This window comes from Mesorhizobium sp. M7A.F.Ca.MR.362.00.0.0 (assembly GCF_004023175.1).
Classification (GTDB): Bacteria; Pseudomonadota; Alphaproteobacteria; order Rhizobiales; family Rhizobiaceae; genus Mesorhizobium.
On sequence record NZ_RZTF01000010.1, the window covers coordinates 18,331 to 38,685 of the forward strand.

The 20,355-nt window shown below is 54.0% G+C and carries 22 protein-coding genes; 9 read left to right on the forward strand and 13 right to left on the reverse strand.

Going from position 1 to position 20,355, the window contains the following annotated elements; genetic code table 11:
* Positions 1 to 147 precede the first annotated feature (147 nt).
* Genes EOC06_RS02835 through EOC06_RS02845 form a run of 3 tightly spaced genes read left to right on the forward strand, consistent with a single transcriptional unit; the run spans position 148 to position 2,940 of the window.
* Positions 148 to 1,149: a hypothetical protein gene (locus EOC06_RS02835; protein WP_128307025.1), complete on the forward strand. Its 1,002-nt coding sequence runs from the start codon at positions 148 to 150 to the stop codon at positions 1,147 to 1,149.
* Positions 1,139 to 2,266, forward strand: a complete 1,128-nt coding sequence (locus tag EOC06_RS02840) for a hypothetical protein (protein ID WP_128307026.1) — start codon at positions 1,139 to 1,141, stop codon at positions 2,264 to 2,266. The genes EOC06_RS02835 and EOC06_RS02840 overlap by 11 nt, the downstream gene beginning before the upstream one ends.
* Positions 2,263 to 2,940, forward strand: coding sequence for a hypothetical protein (locus tag EOC06_RS02845; protein WP_206631151.1), 678 nt, complete (start codon positions 2,263 to 2,265; stop codon positions 2,938 to 2,940). The genes EOC06_RS02840 and EOC06_RS02845 overlap by 4 nt, the downstream gene beginning before the upstream one ends.
* A gap of 334 nt (positions 2,941 to 3,274) precedes the next feature.
* Here EOC06_RS02845 and EOC06_RS02850 read toward each other — a convergent pair whose 3' ends face one another.
* Genes EOC06_RS02850 through EOC06_RS02860 form a run of 3 tightly spaced genes read right to left on the reverse strand, consistent with a single transcriptional unit; the run spans position 3,275 to position 5,736 of the window.
* Complete coding sequence (locus EOC06_RS02850) at positions 3,275 to 4,078, reverse strand: hypothetical protein (protein WP_128307028.1); 804 nt, start codon at positions 4,076 to 4,078, stop codon at positions 3,275 to 3,277.
* A gap of 10 nt (positions 4,079 to 4,088) precedes the next feature.
* Positions 4,089 to 5,096 carry a radical SAM/SPASM domain-containing protein gene (locus EOC06_RS02855; RefSeq protein ID WP_128307029.1) on the reverse strand — a complete coding sequence of 336 codons (1,008 nt, stop codon included), beginning with the start codon at positions 5,094 to 5,096 and terminating at the stop codon, positions 4,089 to 4,091.
* Positions 5,086 to 5,736 carry a hypothetical protein gene (locus EOC06_RS02860; protein WP_128307030.1) on the reverse strand — a complete coding sequence of 217 codons (651 nt, stop codon included), beginning with the start codon at positions 5,734 to 5,736 and terminating at the stop codon, positions 5,086 to 5,088. The genes EOC06_RS02855 and EOC06_RS02860 overlap by 11 nt, the downstream gene beginning before the upstream one ends.
* A 717-nt stretch (positions 5,737 to 6,453) precedes the next feature.
* Between EOC06_RS02860 and EOC06_RS02865 the strand changes: the two genes are divergently transcribed.
* Together EOC06_RS02865 and EOC06_RS02870 are read left to right on the forward strand one after the other, a co-directional pair.
* Positions 6,454 to 7,011 (forward strand): recombinase family protein, encoded by a 558-nt coding sequence (locus tag EOC06_RS02865; protein ID WP_128307031.1) that lies wholly within the window; start codon positions 6,454 to 6,456, stop codon positions 7,009 to 7,011.
* Between the two features lie 185 nt (positions 7,012 to 7,196).
* Positions 7,197 to 8,834: a recombinase family protein gene (locus EOC06_RS02870; protein WP_128307032.1), complete on the forward strand. Its 1,638-nt coding sequence runs from the start codon at positions 7,197 to 7,199 to the stop codon at positions 8,832 to 8,834.
* Positions 8,835 to 9,169: 335 nt separating this feature from the next.
* Here EOC06_RS02870 and EOC06_RS02875 read toward each other — a convergent pair whose 3' ends face one another.
* Positions 9,170 to 9,442, reverse strand: coding sequence for a hypothetical protein (locus EOC06_RS02875; RefSeq protein WP_128307033.1), 273 nt, complete (start codon positions 9,440 to 9,442; stop codon positions 9,170 to 9,172).
* A 304-nt stretch (positions 9,443 to 9,746) separates the two neighbouring features.
* Between EOC06_RS02875 and EOC06_RS02880 the strand changes: the two genes are divergently transcribed.
* Entirely contained in the window at positions 9,747 to 11,192 is a 1,446-nt protein-coding gene (locus tag EOC06_RS02880) for a recombinase family protein (protein ID WP_128307034.1), read from the forward strand.
* A 48-nt stretch (positions 11,193 to 11,240) separates the two neighbouring features.
* Complete coding sequence (locus EOC06_RS02885; RefSeq protein WP_128307035.1) at positions 11,241 to 11,552, forward strand: helix-turn-helix domain-containing protein; 312 nt, start codon at positions 11,241 to 11,243, stop codon at positions 11,550 to 11,552.
* A gap of 1,262 nt (positions 11,553 to 12,814) precedes the next feature.
* Here the strand turns inward: EOC06_RS02885 and EOC06_RS02895 are convergent.
* The gene (locus EOC06_RS02895) at positions 12,815 to 13,117 is read right to left on the reverse strand and encodes a hypothetical protein (protein ID WP_128307036.1); all 303 of its coding nucleotides are present in this window, start codon (positions 13,115 to 13,117) and stop codon (positions 12,815 to 12,817) included.
* Positions 13,118 to 13,575: 458 nt separating this feature from the next.
* Entirely contained in the window at positions 13,576 to 13,938 is a 363-nt protein-coding gene (locus EOC06_RS02900; protein ID WP_128307037.1) for a hypothetical protein, read from the reverse strand.
* 130 nt (positions 13,939 to 14,068) lie between these two features.
* Here EOC06_RS02900 and EOC06_RS02905 point away from each other — a divergent pair, with 130 nt between their 5' ends.
* Positions 14,069 to 14,581 (forward strand): DUF2243 domain-containing protein, encoded by a 513-nt coding sequence (locus EOC06_RS02905; RefSeq protein WP_128307050.1) that lies wholly within the window; start codon positions 14,069 to 14,071, stop codon positions 14,579 to 14,581.
* Between the two features lie 23 nt (positions 14,582 to 14,604).
* Here EOC06_RS02905 and EOC06_RS02910 read toward each other — a convergent pair whose 3' ends face one another.
* The 5 genes from EOC06_RS02910 to EOC06_RS02935 all read right to left on the reverse strand — a co-directional run bounded on the left by EOC06_RS02910 (position 14,605) and on the right by EOC06_RS02935 (position 18,385).
* Positions 14,605 to 15,063: a MucR family transcriptional regulator gene (locus EOC06_RS02910; RefSeq protein ID WP_128307038.1), complete on the reverse strand. Its 459-nt coding sequence runs from the start codon at positions 15,061 to 15,063 to the stop codon at positions 14,605 to 14,607.
* 196 nt (positions 15,064 to 15,259) lie between these two features.
* The gene (locus EOC06_RS02915; RefSeq protein WP_128307039.1) at positions 15,260 to 15,469 is read right to left on the reverse strand and encodes a DUF3072 domain-containing protein; all 210 of its coding nucleotides are present in this window, start codon (positions 15,467 to 15,469) and stop codon (positions 15,260 to 15,262) included.
* Between the two features lie 997 nt (positions 15,470 to 16,466).
* Positions 16,467 to 16,703 (reverse strand): hypothetical protein, encoded by a 237-nt coding sequence (locus tag EOC06_RS02920; RefSeq protein WP_128307040.1) that lies wholly within the window; start codon positions 16,701 to 16,703, stop codon positions 16,467 to 16,469.
* 285 nt (positions 16,704 to 16,988) lie between these two features.
* On the reverse strand, positions 16,989 to 17,849 hold the full coding sequence (locus EOC06_RS02930) for a hypothetical protein (protein WP_128307041.1): 861 nt from the start codon (positions 17,847 to 17,849) through the stop codon (positions 16,989 to 16,991).
* A gap of 176 nt (positions 17,850 to 18,025) precedes the next feature.
* Positions 18,026 to 18,385, reverse strand: a complete 360-nt coding sequence (locus tag EOC06_RS02935) for a hypothetical protein (RefSeq protein WP_128307042.1) — start codon at positions 18,383 to 18,385, stop codon at positions 18,026 to 18,028.
* 107 nt (positions 18,386 to 18,492) lie between these two features.
* On the opposite strand from EOC06_RS02935, the gene EOC06_RS02940 reads away from it, so the two are divergent.
* Complete coding sequence (locus tag EOC06_RS02940) at positions 18,493 to 18,759, forward strand: helix-turn-helix domain-containing protein (RefSeq protein ID WP_128307051.1); 267 nt, start codon at positions 18,493 to 18,495, stop codon at positions 18,757 to 18,759.
* A gap of 44 nt (positions 18,760 to 18,803) precedes the next feature.
* Here EOC06_RS02940 and EOC06_RS02945 read toward each other — a convergent pair whose 3' ends face one another.
* Both EOC06_RS02945 and EOC06_RS02950 read right to left on the reverse strand, forming a co-directional pair.
* On the reverse strand, positions 18,804 to 19,169 hold the full coding sequence (locus EOC06_RS02945; RefSeq protein ID WP_128307043.1) for a DUF3768 domain-containing protein: 366 nt from the start codon (positions 19,167 to 19,169) through the stop codon (positions 18,804 to 18,806).
* Between the two features lie 73 nt (positions 19,170 to 19,242).
* On the reverse strand, positions 19,243 to 19,857 hold the full coding sequence (locus tag EOC06_RS02950) for a hypothetical protein (RefSeq protein WP_128307044.1): 615 nt from the start codon (positions 19,855 to 19,857) through the stop codon (positions 19,243 to 19,245).
* Between the last annotated feature and the right edge of the window lie 498 nt (positions 19,858 to 20,355).

The window sequence follows — 20,355 nt, forward strand, 5'->3', positions numbered from 1 at the left end:
CAACACTTCGATCGAATAGTTAAAGAGGTATTCTCCGCTCGATATGATAGGTGCTCGGTAACGACCACACTCAACAAGACAGGAAACCTATAATATTGGTTCGGAGATTGCTAACAACGGAGATTCGCATGTGGGAGCAGGATAGGCATGGGTGAGACTGCCGGTATAGCGCAAATTGCAGAGATAATTTCCGACCAGATTTTTGCCGAGTTTCTCTGGACAAAAATTGGACCAGTCAACGCTGATTTCAAATGCGATAATTACGAGAGCCACAAGGTGGCTACGCATCCCACCGACGTCGTCTTCTATTACGATGAGCCTTATGACGACGTTACTACCTATGTACAATGCGATCTCAAAAGCTATGCTGCCGCTTCGATCGCGCGGTCACAAATCGAGAAAGCCATTGTTAGCCTTTCAGCTCAGGTTGCCTGCGCGGAGATAAGTGCCGAGTGGCAAAAACGATATGTACACAAGCACAAGGACTTTTCAATCTCCGGTCTCCTATTCATTTACAATCATGACGGAGGGTATGATCGGAATTTTAGTGATAACCTTGAGAAATTAGACTTTGACGACCTATACACTCCTAAGAATGGAAAATTGGTCGTTCTTGGTCCGGCCGACATTCATTGGCTCAATAATGTCAGCCAAGAAATATTACGAATGAGAGGGAGATCAGGGGCAGCGCGACTACCAGATCGAGGAGCTTGCTCTTTTTTTTACCCGCAGACGGTGCGCCGTGCACAGCTCCGCGGAAAACAGCGATGCGCCGCGTCGTTGGAAATGCTTACCGGTCCTTGGATTATTTTGCAATATGACGGAAACAGCGCGAGAAAAGCAGGGTTGGTGGTCTTTTACAGATCACCCGGGGAAACGGTTGATGAGTTCCTCTACCTACTGGATTATATGCGCCAGCATGGATTGTTCGACCTTGAACGACAAATATTCATTCGCTCCATAGACAAAACGGGCACGTCGCTACAAAATTTCCAAAAGGCTCGGCTTCATTATATAGAAGCTATGGGCGCGACCGATGAAGGTGAGAATAGCCTATTGGACGTTATGAATAGCATAATGTTCGAGTTGATAAACAATGTAATTCCGACATTCTCCGAGATCCAGATTGGAATGTCATATGACGGATAAATTACCCTTTTTGGCAGCTACAGACAAAGATATATTTGACTTACTCATGTCATCCAAAGGGAGAATGAGCGAAGGTGTTCTGCGTGGAATCGCACTAACCCGTGGAATTATCTATTCTCCCAAAACTGACCGAGAGCGGCTTGCCAGCGATATTTCCATCTTGCCTCATGATTTTGCTTCGTTGACCAAACTGATCGAGAGACGCGAGTATCAGAATAGAAATGAGAAAAGGGCTTACGTCGACGTGCCTGTGTCTCTCACCCATGACGAGATTAATGAAGTCGTGCGAAATTATAAGGATGAGTTTGCAGGTGAGGATGAGTTGACCACCCAGCAACGGAGATTGAGAGAAGTCCAGCTGAATGTCGCATACGATGAAATTGACTATTCGAAGACAAGGTTGATACAGAGACAGCGGAGAGACGCCAACATCGAGTTTATCTTGGATAATGACCGAACTACAATAAGGATGCCTGCGACCGAAAAGGCGAGAGGTGTCGTTGATCGATTAATCAAGAAGATTAGCCAGCTTAAGCTTCAGTCTCTTACACCTAAAGATTTGTCACTTGACGGTCTGACGGCGGATCAACGGACTACTTTCTTTATGAGTATGCTTCGAAACATTCCCGGATACCAGTTGCAGACGGTTGTTACCATAAAGTGTGCATCGGGCGATGATGACGTCGGCGAAGACCTTGAGATGGATATCGAAGAGAAGGAGCGCGCGGTCGAGAGCGAAATTGTCGGCAAAATAAACAGCGTCGCTCTAAGCGGTATGAACCTCTTGCAGTCTGAGGAATATCAGTCGCTCAAAAAGAATGGGTTTTTCATTACAGCGGTAACTTGGAGGGCTCTTCAAACAGAGAGGCCTAATGATCTCATGCAGTTCGACGTTTCATTTGACGAGCCTCGCCAAGGCAAAGGTTTCAAATTTGGGGTCAGGATCGCTCGGCGACTGACTGACGGAACTCCCACCTCCGACTTCAAATCCCTTGAACCAAATAGGCAGCCCGCGCTTTGGAGTCTGGTGGAGCGCGCGTCGGCAAACGCACTCGACGAGATCATTGCGTCAGGAGCTTCCGTTCAAGAACCCGCTAAGAGAGTGACAGCGGCATGACCCGGCGTAGATGGCTCCGTGTCCGCTGGCCTTTCGATATGAGAACATTGGCGGAGAGGCTGAGGGCAATACCTTTCACAGCTGCAACACAAAACGGCTTCATTTTAGATCGGGTGCGGCCCAACTCTCTGGAAGGGCGGTTTATCGAGCGCCAAGATATCCGTCAGATTGTGGAGAGTCCCTTAGGAGAGAGAGTTGTTTATGAAAGAACCGAGTTTTGCGACGTTGGCTTTGCGGTTAATCCATCATATTCGGACCTTGAAATCATAAATCCGCCTAGAAGTACGAGTTTATTTTTGTCGCGCCTTGGGGAAGCTTGCAATTTCGAAGTGTCTGTTAGCGAAATTAAGGTAGATGTTATTAGGTGGTGCGAACGTTTTTCAAAGGAAACAAACAGGGAGGCAAAAGTTGTTAGCTGCCAGATGCGAGATATCAAGCTCACTGAGAGTGTTATGGCAACGGCGATTTTAAAAAGTGCCACTGACGTTCGTCTAGCCGTTGAAAAATTGACGAATGGCGCTTCATATACGAACGACAAAATCAGAGTTCAGATCGAGGGCTCACCGATTAACACACTCATCCTTACCAGACAGGGTTCGGCGAGCATTGATAAGGGCGCGTCTGAACCCCTGCTCGAAGCACTGCGGAAATCCCTACACTATTCATTAGATTGAGAAGGTTGGTAGGCCCATAGACGACTGAACACCGCTTCAACGAGCAGATGCTGTTCGGCCAGCACCGCTCAAGGCCAGTCAACCACGAGAGACGAAAACATGTCACATTGGGGTGTGCCCTGAGGTGACGTAACTCTTTGCGCTGCAAATGGCGTAACATGTAATTGGGTTCATCCCCGTTTGTTACAACGCGGCGCGAGCCCTAAAGGCTGATGTTACAGAGAATGACTGCGTTGATGATTGCTGCCAATGCGACCCCGAAAATGTGCGCACCTCGTAGCAAGAGTCAATTGCTCCCATCTCCCGTCAACTTACAACGCCATGAAACGGTCATTCAGGCCGAGTTCAAGATTTCGCGATGCAAAAGACAGATAGCGGGCATTCCGTTCTGAACGTTTTTTGCTTCGACGGGGCCCTCGATCGGGCCAAATTGATAAAGCCTATCCTGATCGCTATCCTTCATACCCCGTAGGTATCGAACATTTTCAAAAGCGTCGTAAATCGACCCAATTACAAAGCCGCCATATCCAACCAATCCTGCACATGGATAGATGAGGCCATCAGACGTAACAACCACTCGGAATCGATCCTTGCAAGGACTAGGTGTCAACATCTGCCAACCTATTGGTAGCTCGCGTTGTTTGGGATAAATAACAAGATTAAGAGTTCGAGCTGAGTTCAATATGCCTGAGGTTGAAATCGTTGTGTAGTCACCGATCAAATTAATCTGGGGCCGCCCCTCCTCAAGAGCTTCGACCATCTCGGTCCAGTCCGTTGCCGCGAACATTCCGTTTTGAACCGAGACGCCAATCGTCGTAATACCCTCATGACCCGCCATCTCCGCAACAGATTTTGCTGGGAGGCGACGAAGGTAAGAGGCATCTACAATCAGACTTAAATTCATGCATCGGCTTTGGCCGAGATCGGCCAGAGCCGTCACAAGTTCCAACTCCTTCCAGATATCGGAGACAGATATAGTGAGAGAGAAGCGAGTTCCCACATCGTCATCTCGATTGGTCAGCCAAAGTTCGTAATAGGACTCGAGCCACGTAATAAATGCAGTCACACGACAAGCGTCCGAGCCCAAAGGCGCGCTCGAATTCAAAAGAACATCGACGACTGATACAACCTCGGCCATCCTAGAGCCTTTACTGCAGTCTCAATAGCGATTTTTCGCCCTCAGCCCAATTCGCTATCTTCACTGCCAACTCCTCGTACCTGTCACGGGACCCAAATATTGACCAGCACAACTCGCAGATGTTACGGGCGACCTGCTTCCTATCGGGTTCCATTAAATTGGCTGCAAGAAATTTCGGGCCAAGAAAAACCAACATGCGAAGAATAGTATCCGAATTCATCCTCTCATAAAGGTCTCTCACCGTCGCAGTCTTTATGTTGCCAAGATCGTGAACTGATCGTTGGTCGAACCCGGCGCAGCACGGGGAAACTGCGCCATTCGGGCTAATGGTAAAGTTCAGTTGTTCGAAGCAGGCACCGTCGATGCGCTCAATGCCCGTGAATTCATCTTCCGGCATGGTCTTTTCAGCGCGACCGGTTCGAAAGACCGGACCACAGATAACCTTGTGAGCGAGGCTTACTACGTCCGAAGAGAGTTCATCGAGAGCCTCTCCATAACTATGGGATTTCGTGCCGAGTATTCGGAGGTTGACGTCTATTCCAGCCTGCGAGCAAGCGCGTATGCAGTTATCGACAGCCGTCGCCTTAATGAATGGAGAGTGCCAATAGTCCCAGCTGATCTCAACGCCCGTGAGGCCCGCGTCCTTCATCTTTCTGCATACCAGATCGGCCTTTTTCGGGCTGGATGCCCAATAACCATTAGTTGTGGCGGTTATCTGAAAATATCTCAGCTGTTTTGCAATAGAAACAATTTCTTCGCATCTGCCAATATCAGTGAAGGCTTCACCTCCTGCAAAGTGGAATCTCGGAAAGATAGCACGGCACTCGCGCGCTTCCATCATGCATATTGCAATCTCATCAACCTCCAAGCGGTAGTCCCCAAGCAAATCCGAACCTTTTGGCCCCGCCGCTTGGTAACACATTGCACATTTCGCGTTGCAACGGCTTGTAACTTCCATAACCAAGGCATTGAAGGTGAGGTCGGCGTCGAGAAATCGTTGAATCTGCTCAGCGTTCATCAGGACGCTCGTCGAAATTTCCTCCACTAGGCAACAAATGCCTGTTGCTCCGAAGGATCTCCTCAAAATGATCGCGATGACTCGTCATGGTGTAGGCGTTGTAGGCGAGCACACCGGCCACAGCGACGGCAGCCACGGCCACCGCGGCCACCGCAACCGTATTTGCGGTCGGCGTGGCCTGAATCCTGTTGTAGGCCGATGTCAACCTATCCCCTCCCGTCAGACCTTCCAGCAGGAAAGCTCTTCCGAGGGGACTGTCGACGGTGACAGGGCGAAACAGGACTGTGGCATCGACAAGCTCACGGATTAGATATGGATCTAACGTAATACCTCGCGCCCGGGTGTATTCAATTGGGTCAGCAAGGAAGTCGTTACGCTCATGCTCAAGTTGTTGTAGATCTGCAAGAAAGGTGAGCTGAAATAGTCGTGACGATGAGCGCTGACTGACGTAGTTCATAGCATCCAAAATATCGCTGCTTTGAGCGCTAGCTTGATTTGGATTTAGAAGATTAAGAGCTGCGGGGATGCCTATATTCAACGCTATCAGGCGTTTGAATGCCGTACGACGATCAATACGGCTTTTCTTGATCTCATCAGCGATTGCTTCGGCCTCGGGTGGCACGTCGAGAGGCGGTTTCATTCTAAGCCTCGTTCGCTATAGCAGTACGTGAGGATATGCTAAATTTAAGGCAGTATCAATGGAGGGGATTTGGCGATAGTTTCTCAGTTTGAGATTCGAGCGGACGACTTATTTTCGCACACGCCGTTCTAGCAACTCGGAACGACATTCTCGCTTTTGCGGATCAAAAGCGCGGTTTCGGCTCGCCATGTGTTTCGGCGATATTGCCTTGGACGACTGTTTTGAGGAACGTGCTGAATAGAATATCGCCGTCGAAGGCCGATACAGGGTCCTGCTGGTACATGACGTTAACTCCCATCAGGTAGCTTAGCTCCCAAGCGTCATTTCTATCTAAAAGCTGCTCTTAGTGTGTCAAAGCACTGATGTGCCCCATACTTGCTGCTATGCATTTAGGAGATTGCGGCTGATGTGCCAGACGCCTTATTCCATGCGGCATATTCCAAACAGAGGCGCTACCGAGTTCGCTCATTCCGCGAGTAGAACGAAAGAACGAACTCTGCTGCAGTGGTACTCGGGCAAGCCGGTCTCCCGCGAGTCAAGTCCTGAGTATTTGGGCCAATTTGACCCGCAACTTCTGAACGACGGTAGAACCTCTCTGCTGGTGGCCCGTAACTCGTTTGGGGCCGTGCTCGCAGGGCCGCCCAACTGCCCCATCTACCTTGACAACGACTATTTGCATTAGTGTAGCCTCGGGCCTACACCTTGAGGTGACAGGCTATGGCTCGCATTGGTTACGCACGCGTCAGCACCGCTGACCAAGATCTCGAAACCCAACTGGCAAAGCTAAAGGCCGAGGGGTGCGAGGTCATTCGTTCGGAGAAGGTATCGGGTGGTAGCCGAGACGGCCGGGCCGAACTGGCAACCGTCTTAGACTTCCTACGACCCGGCGATGAGCTGGTGGTGACCCGCCTTGACCGGTTGGGCCGCGATACCCGCGACGTTCTCAACTTGATTTATGAATGCGAGCAGAAAAGCGCATTTGTCACTGTAATCGACCCGCACGTGTCAACGCGCGGCGAGATGGGTCATATCGTCCTGACCGTGCTTGGAATGGTCGCCCAAATGGAGCGCAGGTTCATCAAGGAACGGCAGCGTGATGGCATTGAGCAGGCCAAACGGGAAGGCGTCTATAAGGGTGGGAAACCGCGGTTGGACAGAACGAAGGTAATGGCGCTTCATGATGAAGGCCAAACACCCACACAGATCGCGAAGACGGTGGGTTGCTCAAGGATGCAAATTTATCGGATTCTGAGCGAAAATCGGGCAACAATATAGGCCGCTCTCTCGACTACTCTGCAACTTGATTTGCGGCATTTCTCGGGGATGTCCATGCAAGCTTTGTGCACTACAGTGAACAAAAGCTTGATCGCTCGATGCTCTCCTGCAGTCTATTGGATTCAGTACGTATTAAGTGTGCTATCCTCGTTAACGGCTATCGTTGCTAACTAGGAGAGACCGAGGTGACTGAACTCTCGACTGCTCTTCGCGTCCCGGCCGCGCAGTACATTCGCATGTCGACCGAACATCAGCGCTATTCGCTGGAAAACCAAATTACGGCGATTGAGGAATATGCTGAGGCAAGAGGCTTTGCCGTCGTCCGGACGTATGCCGACGCGGGTAAGAGCGGGCTAAGCCTAAAAGGACGAGACGGGCTTCAGGGGCTTCTCGCCGATGTCGTGACTGGCCAGCGGAATTTTTCTGCGGTCCTCGTATTGGATGTCAGCAGGTGGGGACGGTTTCCGGATGCGGACCAGTCCGCTCATTACGAATTTCTCTGTCGGTCCTCAGGGGTGCGAGTGGTGTACTGCGGCGAGCCATTCGAAAACGACGGAAGCATGATTTCAACCATCGTCAAAAATCTGAAGCGAGTCATGGCCAGCGAATATAGTCGTGAACTGTCAGTCAAAATTGCCAGAGCGAAGATACAGCAGGCGCAACTTGGATTTCATCAGGGTGCAAAGATACCCTTTGGAGTAAGGCGCGTGTTGATTAGCAACGACGGCCAGAGGCGATTTCTGCTCAGGTCGGGAGAAGCGAAGGGTCTGAATACGGACCGCGTGGTTTTTGCACCGGGTCCCCCTGAGGAGTTGAAAACGGTGCGCCGGATTTTTCAAATGTTTGTCGATCAAAAGCGGAGCATGATGGGCATCGCAAGGACGCTGAACGTTGAGGAGGTGCCTTCAACCGACGGACTATGGAGTGAGAGGCGTATAAGGGCCGTCCTACAAAGTGAGTTGATGATCGGATATTATGTCTACAATCAAACGAGTAAGCCACTTAGTGGACCTTGTAAGCGCAATCCGCCAAACCAGTGGATCAGAACGCGAGTAATGAACCCTATTGTAGATCCCAAGCGGTTTGCGAAGGCGCAGCGCGAAATGGGATTCCACCGGAACTACTTTTATGCGAAAGCGGACATATTAAAGCGGCTTAGACGGCTTTTTCGAGAGACGAGAAAGCTCAGTCAGGGCATCATCAACAATTGCCCGTACACGCCGTGTGCTGAAGTATATAGAGTTCGCTTTGGAAGCCTTCACGCTGCTTACGCGGCGGCCGGGTACAAGTGTCGCCCCGCTCCCAGACGGGGGCGAGAATACACCGATGAAGAGCTTATTGCTGGCGTTCGCAGACTACATGCTAAATTCGGATTCGTAACCATTGCGTTGATCAATGCAGACCGTGAGTTGCCCTCGTCAAGGATGCTTGTTGAGCGCTTTGGCTCGATCATGGAAGCATACAGGTTGGCTGGCTTCCCGACCACCAAGGAGGGAGCGGTTTTAGCGGCATGGGATAGAGGGAGGAAAAAAGGGCGAGAGAAATACTCCGACGCCGAGCTTCTAGAAGGGATCCAGACGCTTTGTGCCAAGTTCGGCTACGTCACAGTCGCTCTGATAGAGGCAGCCCCGGACCTTCCTAGTCGCAGGGTCTTTAGGCAACGGTTCGGCTCCCTTACGAGAGCATACGCGCTGGCAGGCGTTCCCATTGGCAAACCAGCAGCAGTGCGTGATGGAAAGAAAAGGCGGTGGTGTCGGTTTCACGAAGCTTTGCGGTGCGATCCGACGAGGCCAAGGGGTGAGAGAGGGTCGAGGACGACCTAACTTAGTATGGCGGCTTTCGGTTCGACATGACCCACAGTTCGCAATCGCCGAGATCGATACAATCTCTCGACGTGGTCCTGAATGGCCGGAAGATTGGCGCTATTTTGCGCAGTCTGGTTTATGCTCTCTCGTTCGAGCAGGACTATCGCGAAAGGGGCGGTTTCCCGGTTTTGAGCCTTTCATTTCGCTCAGCAACTGGCGAACTGCGAATGGAGCGTAAGCCGTTCGCAGGTATTCTTTCGGCGTTCTTCGCGAGCCTTACCGACGGGTAAGCTGCGCGAAGCAATGGAAAGGTGTCACCAAGGTAGTGTGCGCGGCGCAATGATTTCGATCTCCTAACGGTTCTCGGTGCTGATCTGCCCGGCGCGGCGCAGGTTTTCCCACTGGTGATCCTTTGAGCGAAAGGCCCGAGGCTCGTTTCTCACTTGCCTGTGTCCAGATGAAGCTGTCCGTTCTGAAGAAAAGAGGGAGAGGCTGGCAGCCTCCTGCTGCCGAAAGATGGCGAACAGGGCCTGTAGACCGCTCGCCCCTTGGATCTCCTTGGCCGGTCGGTATTCAGCGCCCAGCCCTTTGCTGAACGCCTCCCAAATTGGTGGCTTGTCGTCCATGTCATCCTCGCGGAATCGGTCGGCTCGTGACTTGTTCTTGCCTAACCAGCATTGCAGTGCCACGATTTGAGATACCATGGTCCAAGCATGGTGCGACCAGTCGTACCCTCAACGTGTGAATGCTCGTGCCTTTCCGTTTTCAACGACCAGCTGCGTCCTTATGCATGCACTCAGTACTCCCGATGCGGGACGTGCCAATCGGCTCCCAAGAACATTGCGCAAGCATGTGGCGGATGTATTATGCGCCTTCGTCATCAGCGTCGTTCCTGCGCACTAGAAAATTCAGCTCGCGCGGAGGCCTTTCGTGACTGAGCTCACAAGCGATCTTCGTGTTCCGGCAGCGCAGTACATTCGCATGTCAACAGAACACCAGCGCTATTCGCTGGAGAACCAGACCGCTGCCATCGCGGAGTATGCCGAAGCACGGGGTCTCGCGGTGGTTCGGACCTACGCCGATTCCGGTAAAAGCGGGCTAAGCCTGAAAGGGAGAGACGGTCTCAAGCAGCTGTTGACCGATGTCGTGACAGGCCAACATGCCTATTCGGCGGTTCTAGTCCTGGACGTGAGCCGGTGGGGTCGATTTCAAGACACAGACCAAGCAGCACATTACGAATTTATTTGCCGAGACGCCGGGGTAGCGGTGGAATACTGCGGCGAGCCCTTCGAAAACGACGGCAGCATGGTCTCGAGCATCGTCAAGAATCTCAAGCGAGTTATGGCAGGAGAGTACAGCCGAGAACTGTCGGCAAAAATTTCAAGGGCGCAAATCCAGCAGGCGCGCCTTGGGTTCAAGCAAGGCGGTCCTGTGCCTTACGGTGTGCGACGGCTCTTGGTCACCAAAGATGGAACGCCCCGATTTTTGCTTGGACCCGGCGAGCAGAAAGGTCTGAGCACTGATCGTGTGGTGGTGGTACCCGGCCCTCCGGAAGAAATTAGAACGGTTCGGCGCATCTTTCGCATGTTCGTCGATCAAAAGCGGAGCATGCTGAGCATTGTCAAAATACTTAATAGTGAGCTTGTGCCTTCAACAGATGGCCTCGATTGGGCCACAAGTCGCGTCCGAACCGTGCTCGGTAGTGAGTTGATGATTGGATATTATGTCTATAATCGCACGACGCAGAAAATGATGGGAACGCTGAAGCACAACCCTTCCCATCTGTGGACCCGAACAAAAGTGATGGATCCGATTGTCGATCCTAAGTTGTTTGCGAGGGCGCAGCGGGAACTGGCATATAAGCGCGGCTACGGTTTCACGAAGCCCGACATGATCAGGAAACTAAAACGGCTCCTTAGGGAGCGGAAAAAACTTTCTTCGCTCATCATCGATGACTGTCCGCACACTCCCAGCGCAGCATCTTATTATGAGCATTTTGGGAGCCTGCGAGCTGCTTACGCGGTGATCGGATACAAGTGCCGGGCTGTAGCTAAGCGTAGTCGATACTACTCCGACGATGAGCTGCTCGATGGAATCCGACGGCTACACGCTACCTTTGGGTACGTTGCGATTGCGCTGATCAATGCGGATCGAGAGCTTCCGGCGTGTCGCGTGTTCACAGATCGGTTTGGATCGATGGTTACTGCCTACGGATTGGCAGGCTTTCCCACCACCAGAGGACAACTAGTCGAGGCCGCGAGAGAAAGAGCTAGGCTACGTATTTTGGACGGCGGACACGATGGTGTTTTGCGGAAACAGAGACGCCCCGGCCGAAGCGACGCCGCGCATGAATCCGCTTCTTCTTGTGAGGAGTGATATGCTAAAGTATATCAGACGTTGAACCTGATATGCAGAGACATATTGATGCGCTACGCAACCGAAGAAATTGTTCAAACTCTCCGTGGTGCCCGCAAAGACAAGGGGCTAAGCCAGCGCAAGCTCAGCGCACGGATCGGTCTGCCGCAAAGCCATATCTCCAAAATCGAAAGCGGAGCCACTAATCCAAGGCTTTCCAGCTTGGTTGAGCTTGCTCGCGCACTCGATCACGAAGTGGTTATCGTGCCGCGCAAGACCCTAGTTGCAGTCAGGGCAATTGTCGCTGCCTCGTTCGCAGCACATCAGGCGATCTACCAACCCCGCGCAGCCTACGAACTCGACGACGACGAGGACGCGTGACCTTTCGTTCTGGCGCGAGGCAACCCAGCGCTTGCATCAAGCAAGCCAAGCGCAATGGCGTCTACAAGGGTGGCCAGCAGCGCTTAGATTACCGACGTGTGATCCAACTCCACGGTGACGGGGTCAAACCCGCCGAAATCGCGAAAGCTGTTGGCTGTTCTTGAATGCAGGTTTATCGTGTCCTGGCTGAGCACGAGACAGCATGATGGGCTACTTCCATTACATCTTGCTGAATCTTGCAATTTGAAGAGTTTCTCTGAATTTTTCGCAACCAGCCTAGGATATGTTTCGGCTGCGATTGGACTGGGTGCACATCACGATGGCTAATACTCTGGTTGACCGATTCTTTTTTCGGCTGTCCGAATCTCGGATGGTTGAGGGGGGTCCTCGTCGCGGGGAGATTGAGGCGGCGCGGGTTGCAGGCATCCCAGACTGGATAATACGGGTCGCGCTTCAAGTTCGGCATATCCGCACCAAATTGGCGACAAGGGGCACCGAGGCTCGTCCGTGAAAACTGTTCAACTCGATGTCTCAAGGATTGGACATCAGACGATCTACAAGGTCACCGCCGAGGGCTCTGGCACCGGCCAAGTCGCAAGGGATTCCGGCTGGCTCGTTGGCAAGCGCCCGGATAAGGCAGGAGTCATACCGGATGAGGCGCACGCACTAGCCGCGGAATGGTGCGGACAATTCGGCCAAACGTTCTATAATCTGCTCGACCATCGCAGTTACTAGGTTCGCCCCGAACTCAAAGCGCATGGCATTGCCGGTCAGCACCACGCGGGATCAATTCGACTACTCGAGTCGTCACCTTGTTGTAAAAGTGCGCGGCGCTCTACTCGCCTAAAAGCTGGCCTACCATCAGGTGAAAACCGGCTGGCCGGTGAACACGTCGAACACGGTCCACGTCCCATCTGGGTCCGGCTTAGATCGTACCTCTGCTGTGCCATGGGGTCATTCGTTCAGCTTCCGATCTAACTCGTCAAGCATGGACCGATGCTGCTCGGTCATATCCCAATCTACTGGGAGGTCCAGCAGTTGGCGAATTTGGTGGCGCAGTGTCTCTGAAGTAATCCACGTCCGAATGAGACGCGATGTAGCCTGCTGTTGCTCGGGAGAAAGCTCTTGCATGGTTGGCCCGCACGGTTAGACCGAGCCCAACCCTTTGGTGACCTTAATGGTTCCCGATGGGTTGCCTGAAGAGATTAGAGCCGCCGCTACTCCGGCGCGGCCTGAAAAACACCACGCGCTGTCCCTAATGCCTAGCGCACGCTGAAGAAATCGCTTTCACGCGCTGCATCAAAGCATAACTTGCTTGGCCGAGGGCCTTTTTTAAACGCGGCCTCGAAGGCGGCAAAGCCGCGATTATAATCTTTTGAGCCTTGGTATTTGATAAATTTGCTCATAGAGCCAAATATCGCCGTAACAGGGCACGAGCCAAAAGCCGCCATTATGTATCCGCCTTCATACGCGGCCGATTTGCCGTCAGCGGTTGCTGACATGGGCAAACTAACGGTTAGTGCTACTACCGTAACAACACTTAAAATAGTTGTTCCGATTCTCACTTTTTTATCCCCCGGTTCACCCTCCAACTACTGCACATTCTTTTACGCTGCCGGTAAAGTTCTCTTGGCGCAAAAGCACGTATACGCTCAGGCCAGCTATGACCGTCATCCCGATCATGTCGCCCTGCCGTGGTGCCAAATAGCGCTTGCCCTGGACTTAAGCGTGAGCTCTGAATCGTTATGCGTCGAAGCCCTTAAAGGCTCCGAGCATCGTTCCTCATGGCCACGCACGAAAGGTGTTGCCGGAACGGCGCTTACATTGCTTCAAACGCAAACGACCTAAGCGATGCTTAAGGGTCACTTCAGGTCACGCTTGATCGATCCTTTAGCTCCGCGCGTAACGCCTAGCGCCATCGGGGCGCTCGGTCCTGACGTGGCGGGAGCGTTGAACCGATGGAGAACCATGAGCGCTATTCCGGCCATCAACGACAAAGGAAGGTCCAAAGAGGTCGCCACCATCAAACCTTGGCTTTCCGCCAACCGGCCCACCATGCTTCCCATTGAGAACAGAACCAGCGCTCGCCTCGGGCTGGGTTCACGCGCGTCGCCAGATAATATTCTTGGCCGGGCATGTGATAAATATGCTCGCCGCGCTCATTGATATTCCCCTTGATGTCGCAGCCCGCCTTGCGAAAGACAATCTTGCTTGATGAACCTCCCCCGGTATGGACCCGCGGGAGTTGGTGCTGATCGTTGGTCGCAACATAGGCGACGGACGTAAATCCAAGCAGCGCTAAAACCAGCGAGAGGCGAGCGGCAACAAGCGACCGCCACCAAGGCCTTCTCGCTCCCGCCCACTTGGGATGAACTATTCTGCCCATCGCCCTCTCCCAAGAGGGAGAATGCGTCCATCAGAAGCGAAAGTCTATAAGCGCAGATCGCGGGTAGTGGGTCAGTTTGAAATCCAGCCTTGATCGGCGAACAAAGCTGGCTTTCGTCGGTTTGAGGGCCATGGCTACAAATTCGGAAGACCGACATTTCCCCACCGCCGCAGGCATTCTGCTTGGCCTTGGCCTAGGCGGTTTCTTCGACGGCATCGTTCTGCACCAAATTCTCCAATGGCATCATATGGCGACGAGTGCCGGTTATCCTGCTGATTCCTTGGAGAACTTAAAGCTGAACACATTGCTGGACGGTCTTTTCCACGCCAGCACCTACATATTCACGGCAATCGGGTTGCTCATCCTGTGGCGGACAGTGCGGAAACCTCACTTCTGGTGGTCGCCTAAACTTCTCTTCGCAACCATCCTTATGGGCTTCGGTATCTTCAACGTGGTGGAGGGGATCGTTGATCACCACCTTCTTGGGCTGCACCACGTCAACGAAACAGTGCCCCAGGATCAATGGATCTATTGGGACGTTGCGTTCCTGATCTGGGGTGCTGCCATGCTGATCGGCGGCTGGCTTCTCTGGAAACAGGGCAAGCGCGAAACCCGCGCCGCAGCACGCTACATTTCAAACTGACCCACGACCAGATAGCGCGGTGGTTACGCCTTAGCTTTGCGCTTCGCCGGTGCCTTCTTTGGCGCGGTTTTGGCGGGGGTCGCCTTGCGGCCGAGACCAATAGATTTTGCAAGGACGGACCGTTGAGCCGCGTAGCTCGGCGCCACCATAGGATAGTCTTTCGCGAGGCCCCACTTGGCTCTGTACTCATCGGGCGTCATGCCCAGCAAACCAAGGTGGCGCTTCATAGACTTGAACTTGCGTCCGTCCTCTAGGCTGACGATGTAATCGGGAAACACCGACTTCTTTGGATTGACTGCCGGAACAAGCTCGCGCGGCGGCGCTTCCACCGGCTGACCCAATCCCGACAAGGCAGAATTGACGCTGGCGATCAATCCGGGAAGACCGGCCGTCGGAATCGCATTCTTCTGAACATATGCCGCCACTATGTCAGCAGTAAGCTGCAACAACTGGACCTGCTGTGCTTCAGCGTCATTCTGCATGTAATTTTCCCATTTGATTTGCCTTTGTGTCTATTGCGGAAATGCATAACCTGCAACGGCCCGCAGATCGTGAATGGGACTCCAACGTAAAGAAACTTGTCTATCTAAGCGCGGGCACCTCGTGACCTATATGGCATCCTTTCTGTCCGGAACGACGCGAGAGCGAGCAGCCATCTGCAAACCGCTCCCACCGCCTTCAAAGCTTCAGCTTCGCCCTTAGCGCATCAATGCGCTTCGATGCCTCGGCTTTGCTGAGATCTTCGGCGTAGCTTTTGTCGTCGTTCGCCTGCTCACACAATGTTTTCAGGTAGGAAGCCTGCGACGGAGTCATTGGCTCGTCACCAGTCGTCCAATCGTCAGGATCCTTGTTGATGTTATCGCTCTTTTCTCGGGCCGAAGCTTGCATTTCGTTCTCCATACGCAGAACGGCAAAACACGTTTGATCTCCTTTTGTTCCCAATATTCAGCCGCGATTATATATTGGAGAAGCAGATTAGGAGATAACCTGCGAGGCGTGCTATATGGGGGATGAAGATTTCTCCAATGGCCGTTTTCCCGGCCATGCTTGCCGCCCCCCCCCAGCCTTCAATGAGATCGTGCTCGCTCGCGCCCTGCGGTCAAGCCTAGCGCAGCAGCGGGCGCTAACGCGTGCTTTGCTTGAGGAACTGGCCCGTGTTCGCATGGAGGTCAGGGACGCATCTGCGGTCCGCTACCATGTACGGGCAGGCTTTCTCAACAGCTTGGCTTCGCGGGCACGACAGGCCGGGCCTCCTTCATTTGGTAAAGAACGCACTTTGAATAATTTCGAAACGCGCTTCCAAACAGTGTAGCAATTACCCTTCGCTGGAAGGGACGCCGCGATGGTTTCAACGCATACAGACATCGCCCGCGCGGCTATCGAAGCCAGCTTCCTGTCGCGACACAATTCCTTGGTCGGAGCCGCCGCATTCCGCCGGGATATGGATCGAACCAGACGGACGATTGCGGTATCACGAGAACTGCTGAAAAGGCTTCGCCAGCGCCAGCGCGATGATGCTCACAAAGCGAGGGCGGATGCAGAACCGGCCCCCACAACCGTGTCCGCATTCGACGCCGACATTTGTTAGTGTGAATCGTCGATTCCCAGTCTGCGCGCCCTTTGGCTGCTATTGGTCCCGCCAATCTGACCCTGAGAAAGAAGAGCGGCAAGGTGATCGTCCAGTCGCTGAAACCGCGCACCACCAACAGTCCCAAAATGCGCGACCCGCCGATTAGGCCATCTTGGCGTATCGAGGTGCGCAAGCCGAAACCAGCTCATTGGTTGCGGCGCAAAGGCCCCGGCGGCCTGTCGGCAGGCCCCGACGATGCGTACGGCCGGTTCACACGCCGGAGCTCCTGCACGACTTAGACCGGAACCCGTAAGCTCAAAGCCCACTAAGCTTCTTCTGAAGGGTGATGTTCAAGCTCAGCAGCCGTTCACCAGTCTCGGCCCTGACATAGATCGCTAGCTGCTGGCGATCATCATTGAGGAACTGTCGCGCTAAATCTCTGAGCCCCTCTATGCCCTCACGACATGCACCCTCGATGCCGTCACATTCAATTCCCACCTCGTCTTTCACGAGCTCGTCACGGTCAGCGCTGTCAAAGAAATATCTCGCCATGGAACACCTCTATTGCCCCAACGGTTCAGCGGCCTTTTTGATGCAGATAGGTAGGGTCAAAATCTCCGGCGCGAATGAGCCCTGCCCAGTCGATTGCATGAAAACGCGGGCCCACGGTGGATATCAAACCGTCGTTTCTAAGATAAGCGCTGTCTTGCGGTGCTATCACACTCCTGTGATGACCCATATCAAGGGCAACAGAAGCATCCGCTCTTCATGACAGCCGTATGCTACGGCAACGCACACCAATCCGTCGTCGGATCGCAGTCTCTCTGGCCTAGTCGCTTACTTAAAATTCGCTTGCGGGACGCCTTCGACCGTCAATGTCAAATTGTTGTCCATCTGATGGAGTGAGGCCGTAAACCGCTCCGAGGTGGCCTGCCTGATGCCAACGTACTCTGTGTACTTGAACTGGTACGCTCCATCGCCGCGCATTTCCCAATGGCCAGACATGCCGTCCTCAAGCTCGTAGGTCTCGGTGATCTGTTGCGCAAAATCGCCGATCGACATTCCATCGCCGATGTCGAAATAGCACTGATAGAGGCGAAGGCGAGCGGCACGGCCGCCATGCATGACGATCTGGCCACAAGCCTGTTGGCCTTTGACGATGAACAGCGACGGCTTGGGCTGCCCGTTCATACTCTCGAAAAGGGTTGTCAGTGCTTGCGTTTCCGTGCCCGCTGGCGTGGAAGTCAAAGTAAACGATCGATCCAACGCTTGCGTCAATTGTGCCTCAGTCATCCCCAGTTCGATCCCTCGAAACGAGGAGACGTCGCCGATAGGCTCGTTGGCACCATGTTCTGCGCTGGTCGCATTTTCTTGCAGGGGCTGCATTCCCGCCGCCTCGATAGCCCGCAGCTTTTTTTTGATCACCAGTTCCAGCCGGTTTGACACCGAAGAGTCCCTGACCTGCCGTGACAAAGAGCGCGCTTGTTCTCTCAAACGCATGAGCTCGTTCAAAGCGGCCACCGACGTTGGAGCGACCGGAAGAGCCTCAGCTTCCCCCAGCAGTTTCACGAATTGCGCCTCCGCGTAAAACGTCGCTGCTTGGACACGAGCTGCTTCCAGTTCGGAGACGAAATGGTCCAAAGCCTCTTGGGTGACATCAAATCTGCCGGGTTTGCACTCGCGAACCGATTGCAGCATGGCATCGAGGTCTTCAAGGCTAAAGAACTCTAGGCTCGGGGTGCCTTCCCACCGCCCAGAAGATACTGAGCTGCAAGGCAATGATACTGCTGAAGCCGAGCCCGCCCAACAGATTAACATCGCGGCCACCCAAAGAGCCCATGAGCGATTTGCCACTTTGGGCCATCCAAACCATTTCATTTTATCTTGGCCTCCGTTGCCGATCCGGCACGACCACGCCGTGCGCTTCTCCATGCAAAGAATGCCATGACGGCGAGGATCAGGTCGGCGAAGGCCCAAATCTTCATGTCGGTGAATGAGCTGGCCGCGATGAAAGCAAACAAGCTGCCGACGACGAAAATAATAGCCGAGACCAGCGGCAGGCCGAAGGCAAAGGCACCGCCGACAAAGAACAGCAAACCCACAAACACGCCAACCGATCCAGCGCCCGCTAGGTCATGGTTTGCCGCGATGCTTCCGCCGGTCGCCACCGCGCAGGACTGCAGCATCGAAATCAAGCCAAGCAGAATTCCGATAATTCCAACTGCGATTTTCATTTCACTCCCCCAAGCAAGCACATGAATCGTGCAATCCCCTGAATTTGGAAATAGGGGACTGTTGGTCCGTCGATTGTCAAGCCGTTTGTATTGCCTTCTTGCCCACGATGAACGTGCGCAAGATCATTGGTTGGAATCTCCGCAAGCTGCGTGTCGAACGCGGGCTGTCGCAAGAGCGGCTGGCGCTGGCGGCTGAGATCGATCGTTCGTATGTCGGTCGCGTCGAACGCGGTTCTGAAAACGTAACGACCGATACGCTCGAAGCTTTGGCGAAGGCACTTGCCGTTCCGGCCGCGGCTCTTCTGACCGAACCTCCGAAGGGGGCTCGTGAGCCGTCGCCGCTTTCGTCGGGCAGAAAGCCCAAGGCAGGTTAGACGAGCGGGGAACTGGGCCCATGTGCCCTGTGCAGAGGAAAACATCAGTACTCTTCCGGCAGCATGACGGTCATCACGCGAATGGTGACGGCCGGGTCGGAGGCATCGGGAGACAGGTTCACCAGCGCCCGGTCATAGTAGTCTATTTTGAAGAACAGCTGCCGATCGCCGACGTGCAGCAGAGCGCAGTCGTGCTGGCCCCATGGATCGTTGTTCTGGTCGAACGCGTCGAAGTTGGCGATGGCCAGCAAAATGGCGCCGATCTCTTGGGCAGGCAGTGCGGCGACACCGGCGGTCATCACCATGCGCCCGCCAGCACCCGTCTGGCGTAGTTGGTCGTTGAGGGTCCGAATGCGCGCGGTTCGATCAGCCGCCGACTGCCGACCGACGCGCTCTGTTGAGCATGTCATGAGTGGTTCCTTCGAATGGATGAGTGATTGAGGGTGACGGGCCAGGACGAACCCGGCCCGTTTGCAAGGCCGCTTATTTCTTGGCCAGCTGGCGGGGGTGGATCAGGCCAAGCTGGTAGTAGCTGCGGTCGACTTGCGGGGCTTCCGGATAGTCCCTGAACTTCAGGGTGTAGATTCCCTTGGCTTTCGCCTTCATAATCCTGGCTTCGAAATATCCCTCGTCGGGTCCTTCCGATGCTAGTACCATGTCGCCGACCGCCAGCTTGCCCCATGGGTCGGGCGAACCGCCATCGCCCGAACCAGCACCTTGGTCACCATCGCCATGGCCCGCCACCGGCGCAGGCGAGCCCGCTGAGGCGTTTTCAGGGCTGTCGGCTGCCTTGTCGTCGCCCGACCCGCCGTCGCGCTCGTCAGCGATCCCCGCTAGGGTCGCAATGCGGGTATACAGATCGCCCTTGACGAACGGCACGAAAGCCCTGCCGCTGTCGAAAAGCTTGCCAGCCGGAAGGCGCATGACGATCTCGGGTGCTTCGCCGGGCTCAACGCGATGCGAGTGCATCCCCATGAGCCTTGCCGCGCTTTCTGCCGCTTCGACTTCGGGTAGCAGGAACACCGACGCGTGGGGCTTGCGTGTCTCGTCGCGGCCGAACACGATCAGCGAGCGAGTGGTTTCGGAGGCGACGTTCATTGGCCTGCCTCCAGATATGACAAAGGGGCCAGAAGGCCCCCTACGGTGTGATTTGAGTGGTGCCGACACGGCGCGTCCGGTCGATCTGTCAAAGGCATGTTTGTGCTCCTGTTAGGGTCTGGCCCAGCCCCGTCGGGCGACGCAGCTTGCCGCAATCAGTATAATCGGAATATATTCCTATTGTCAAGAATCGAATTAAAAATCAGTCGTTTAACTCTGGCAAATGGCGTGCAAGGGAGGCACTGTTTCCGAGACATTCTTGCCCCAGACCGAGCGAGAAACGACCGTGCTTACCGGTTCGGCAGACGAAGTCTTCGGTGTCGAACCCCAAGCCGCGTGTGTCGAGTACAATCACGAAAGGCAGACGTGCCAGCTGTAAGCCTCTGGCGTTGCCATGGATGCCGCTGCCAGTTACCGTTGACCGAATTTCGATTCCAATTTTCTATCCGTGTCTCTGACATCTTCGCGGCGGCGCGGAGGAAGTGTTTTTCTTTGCGA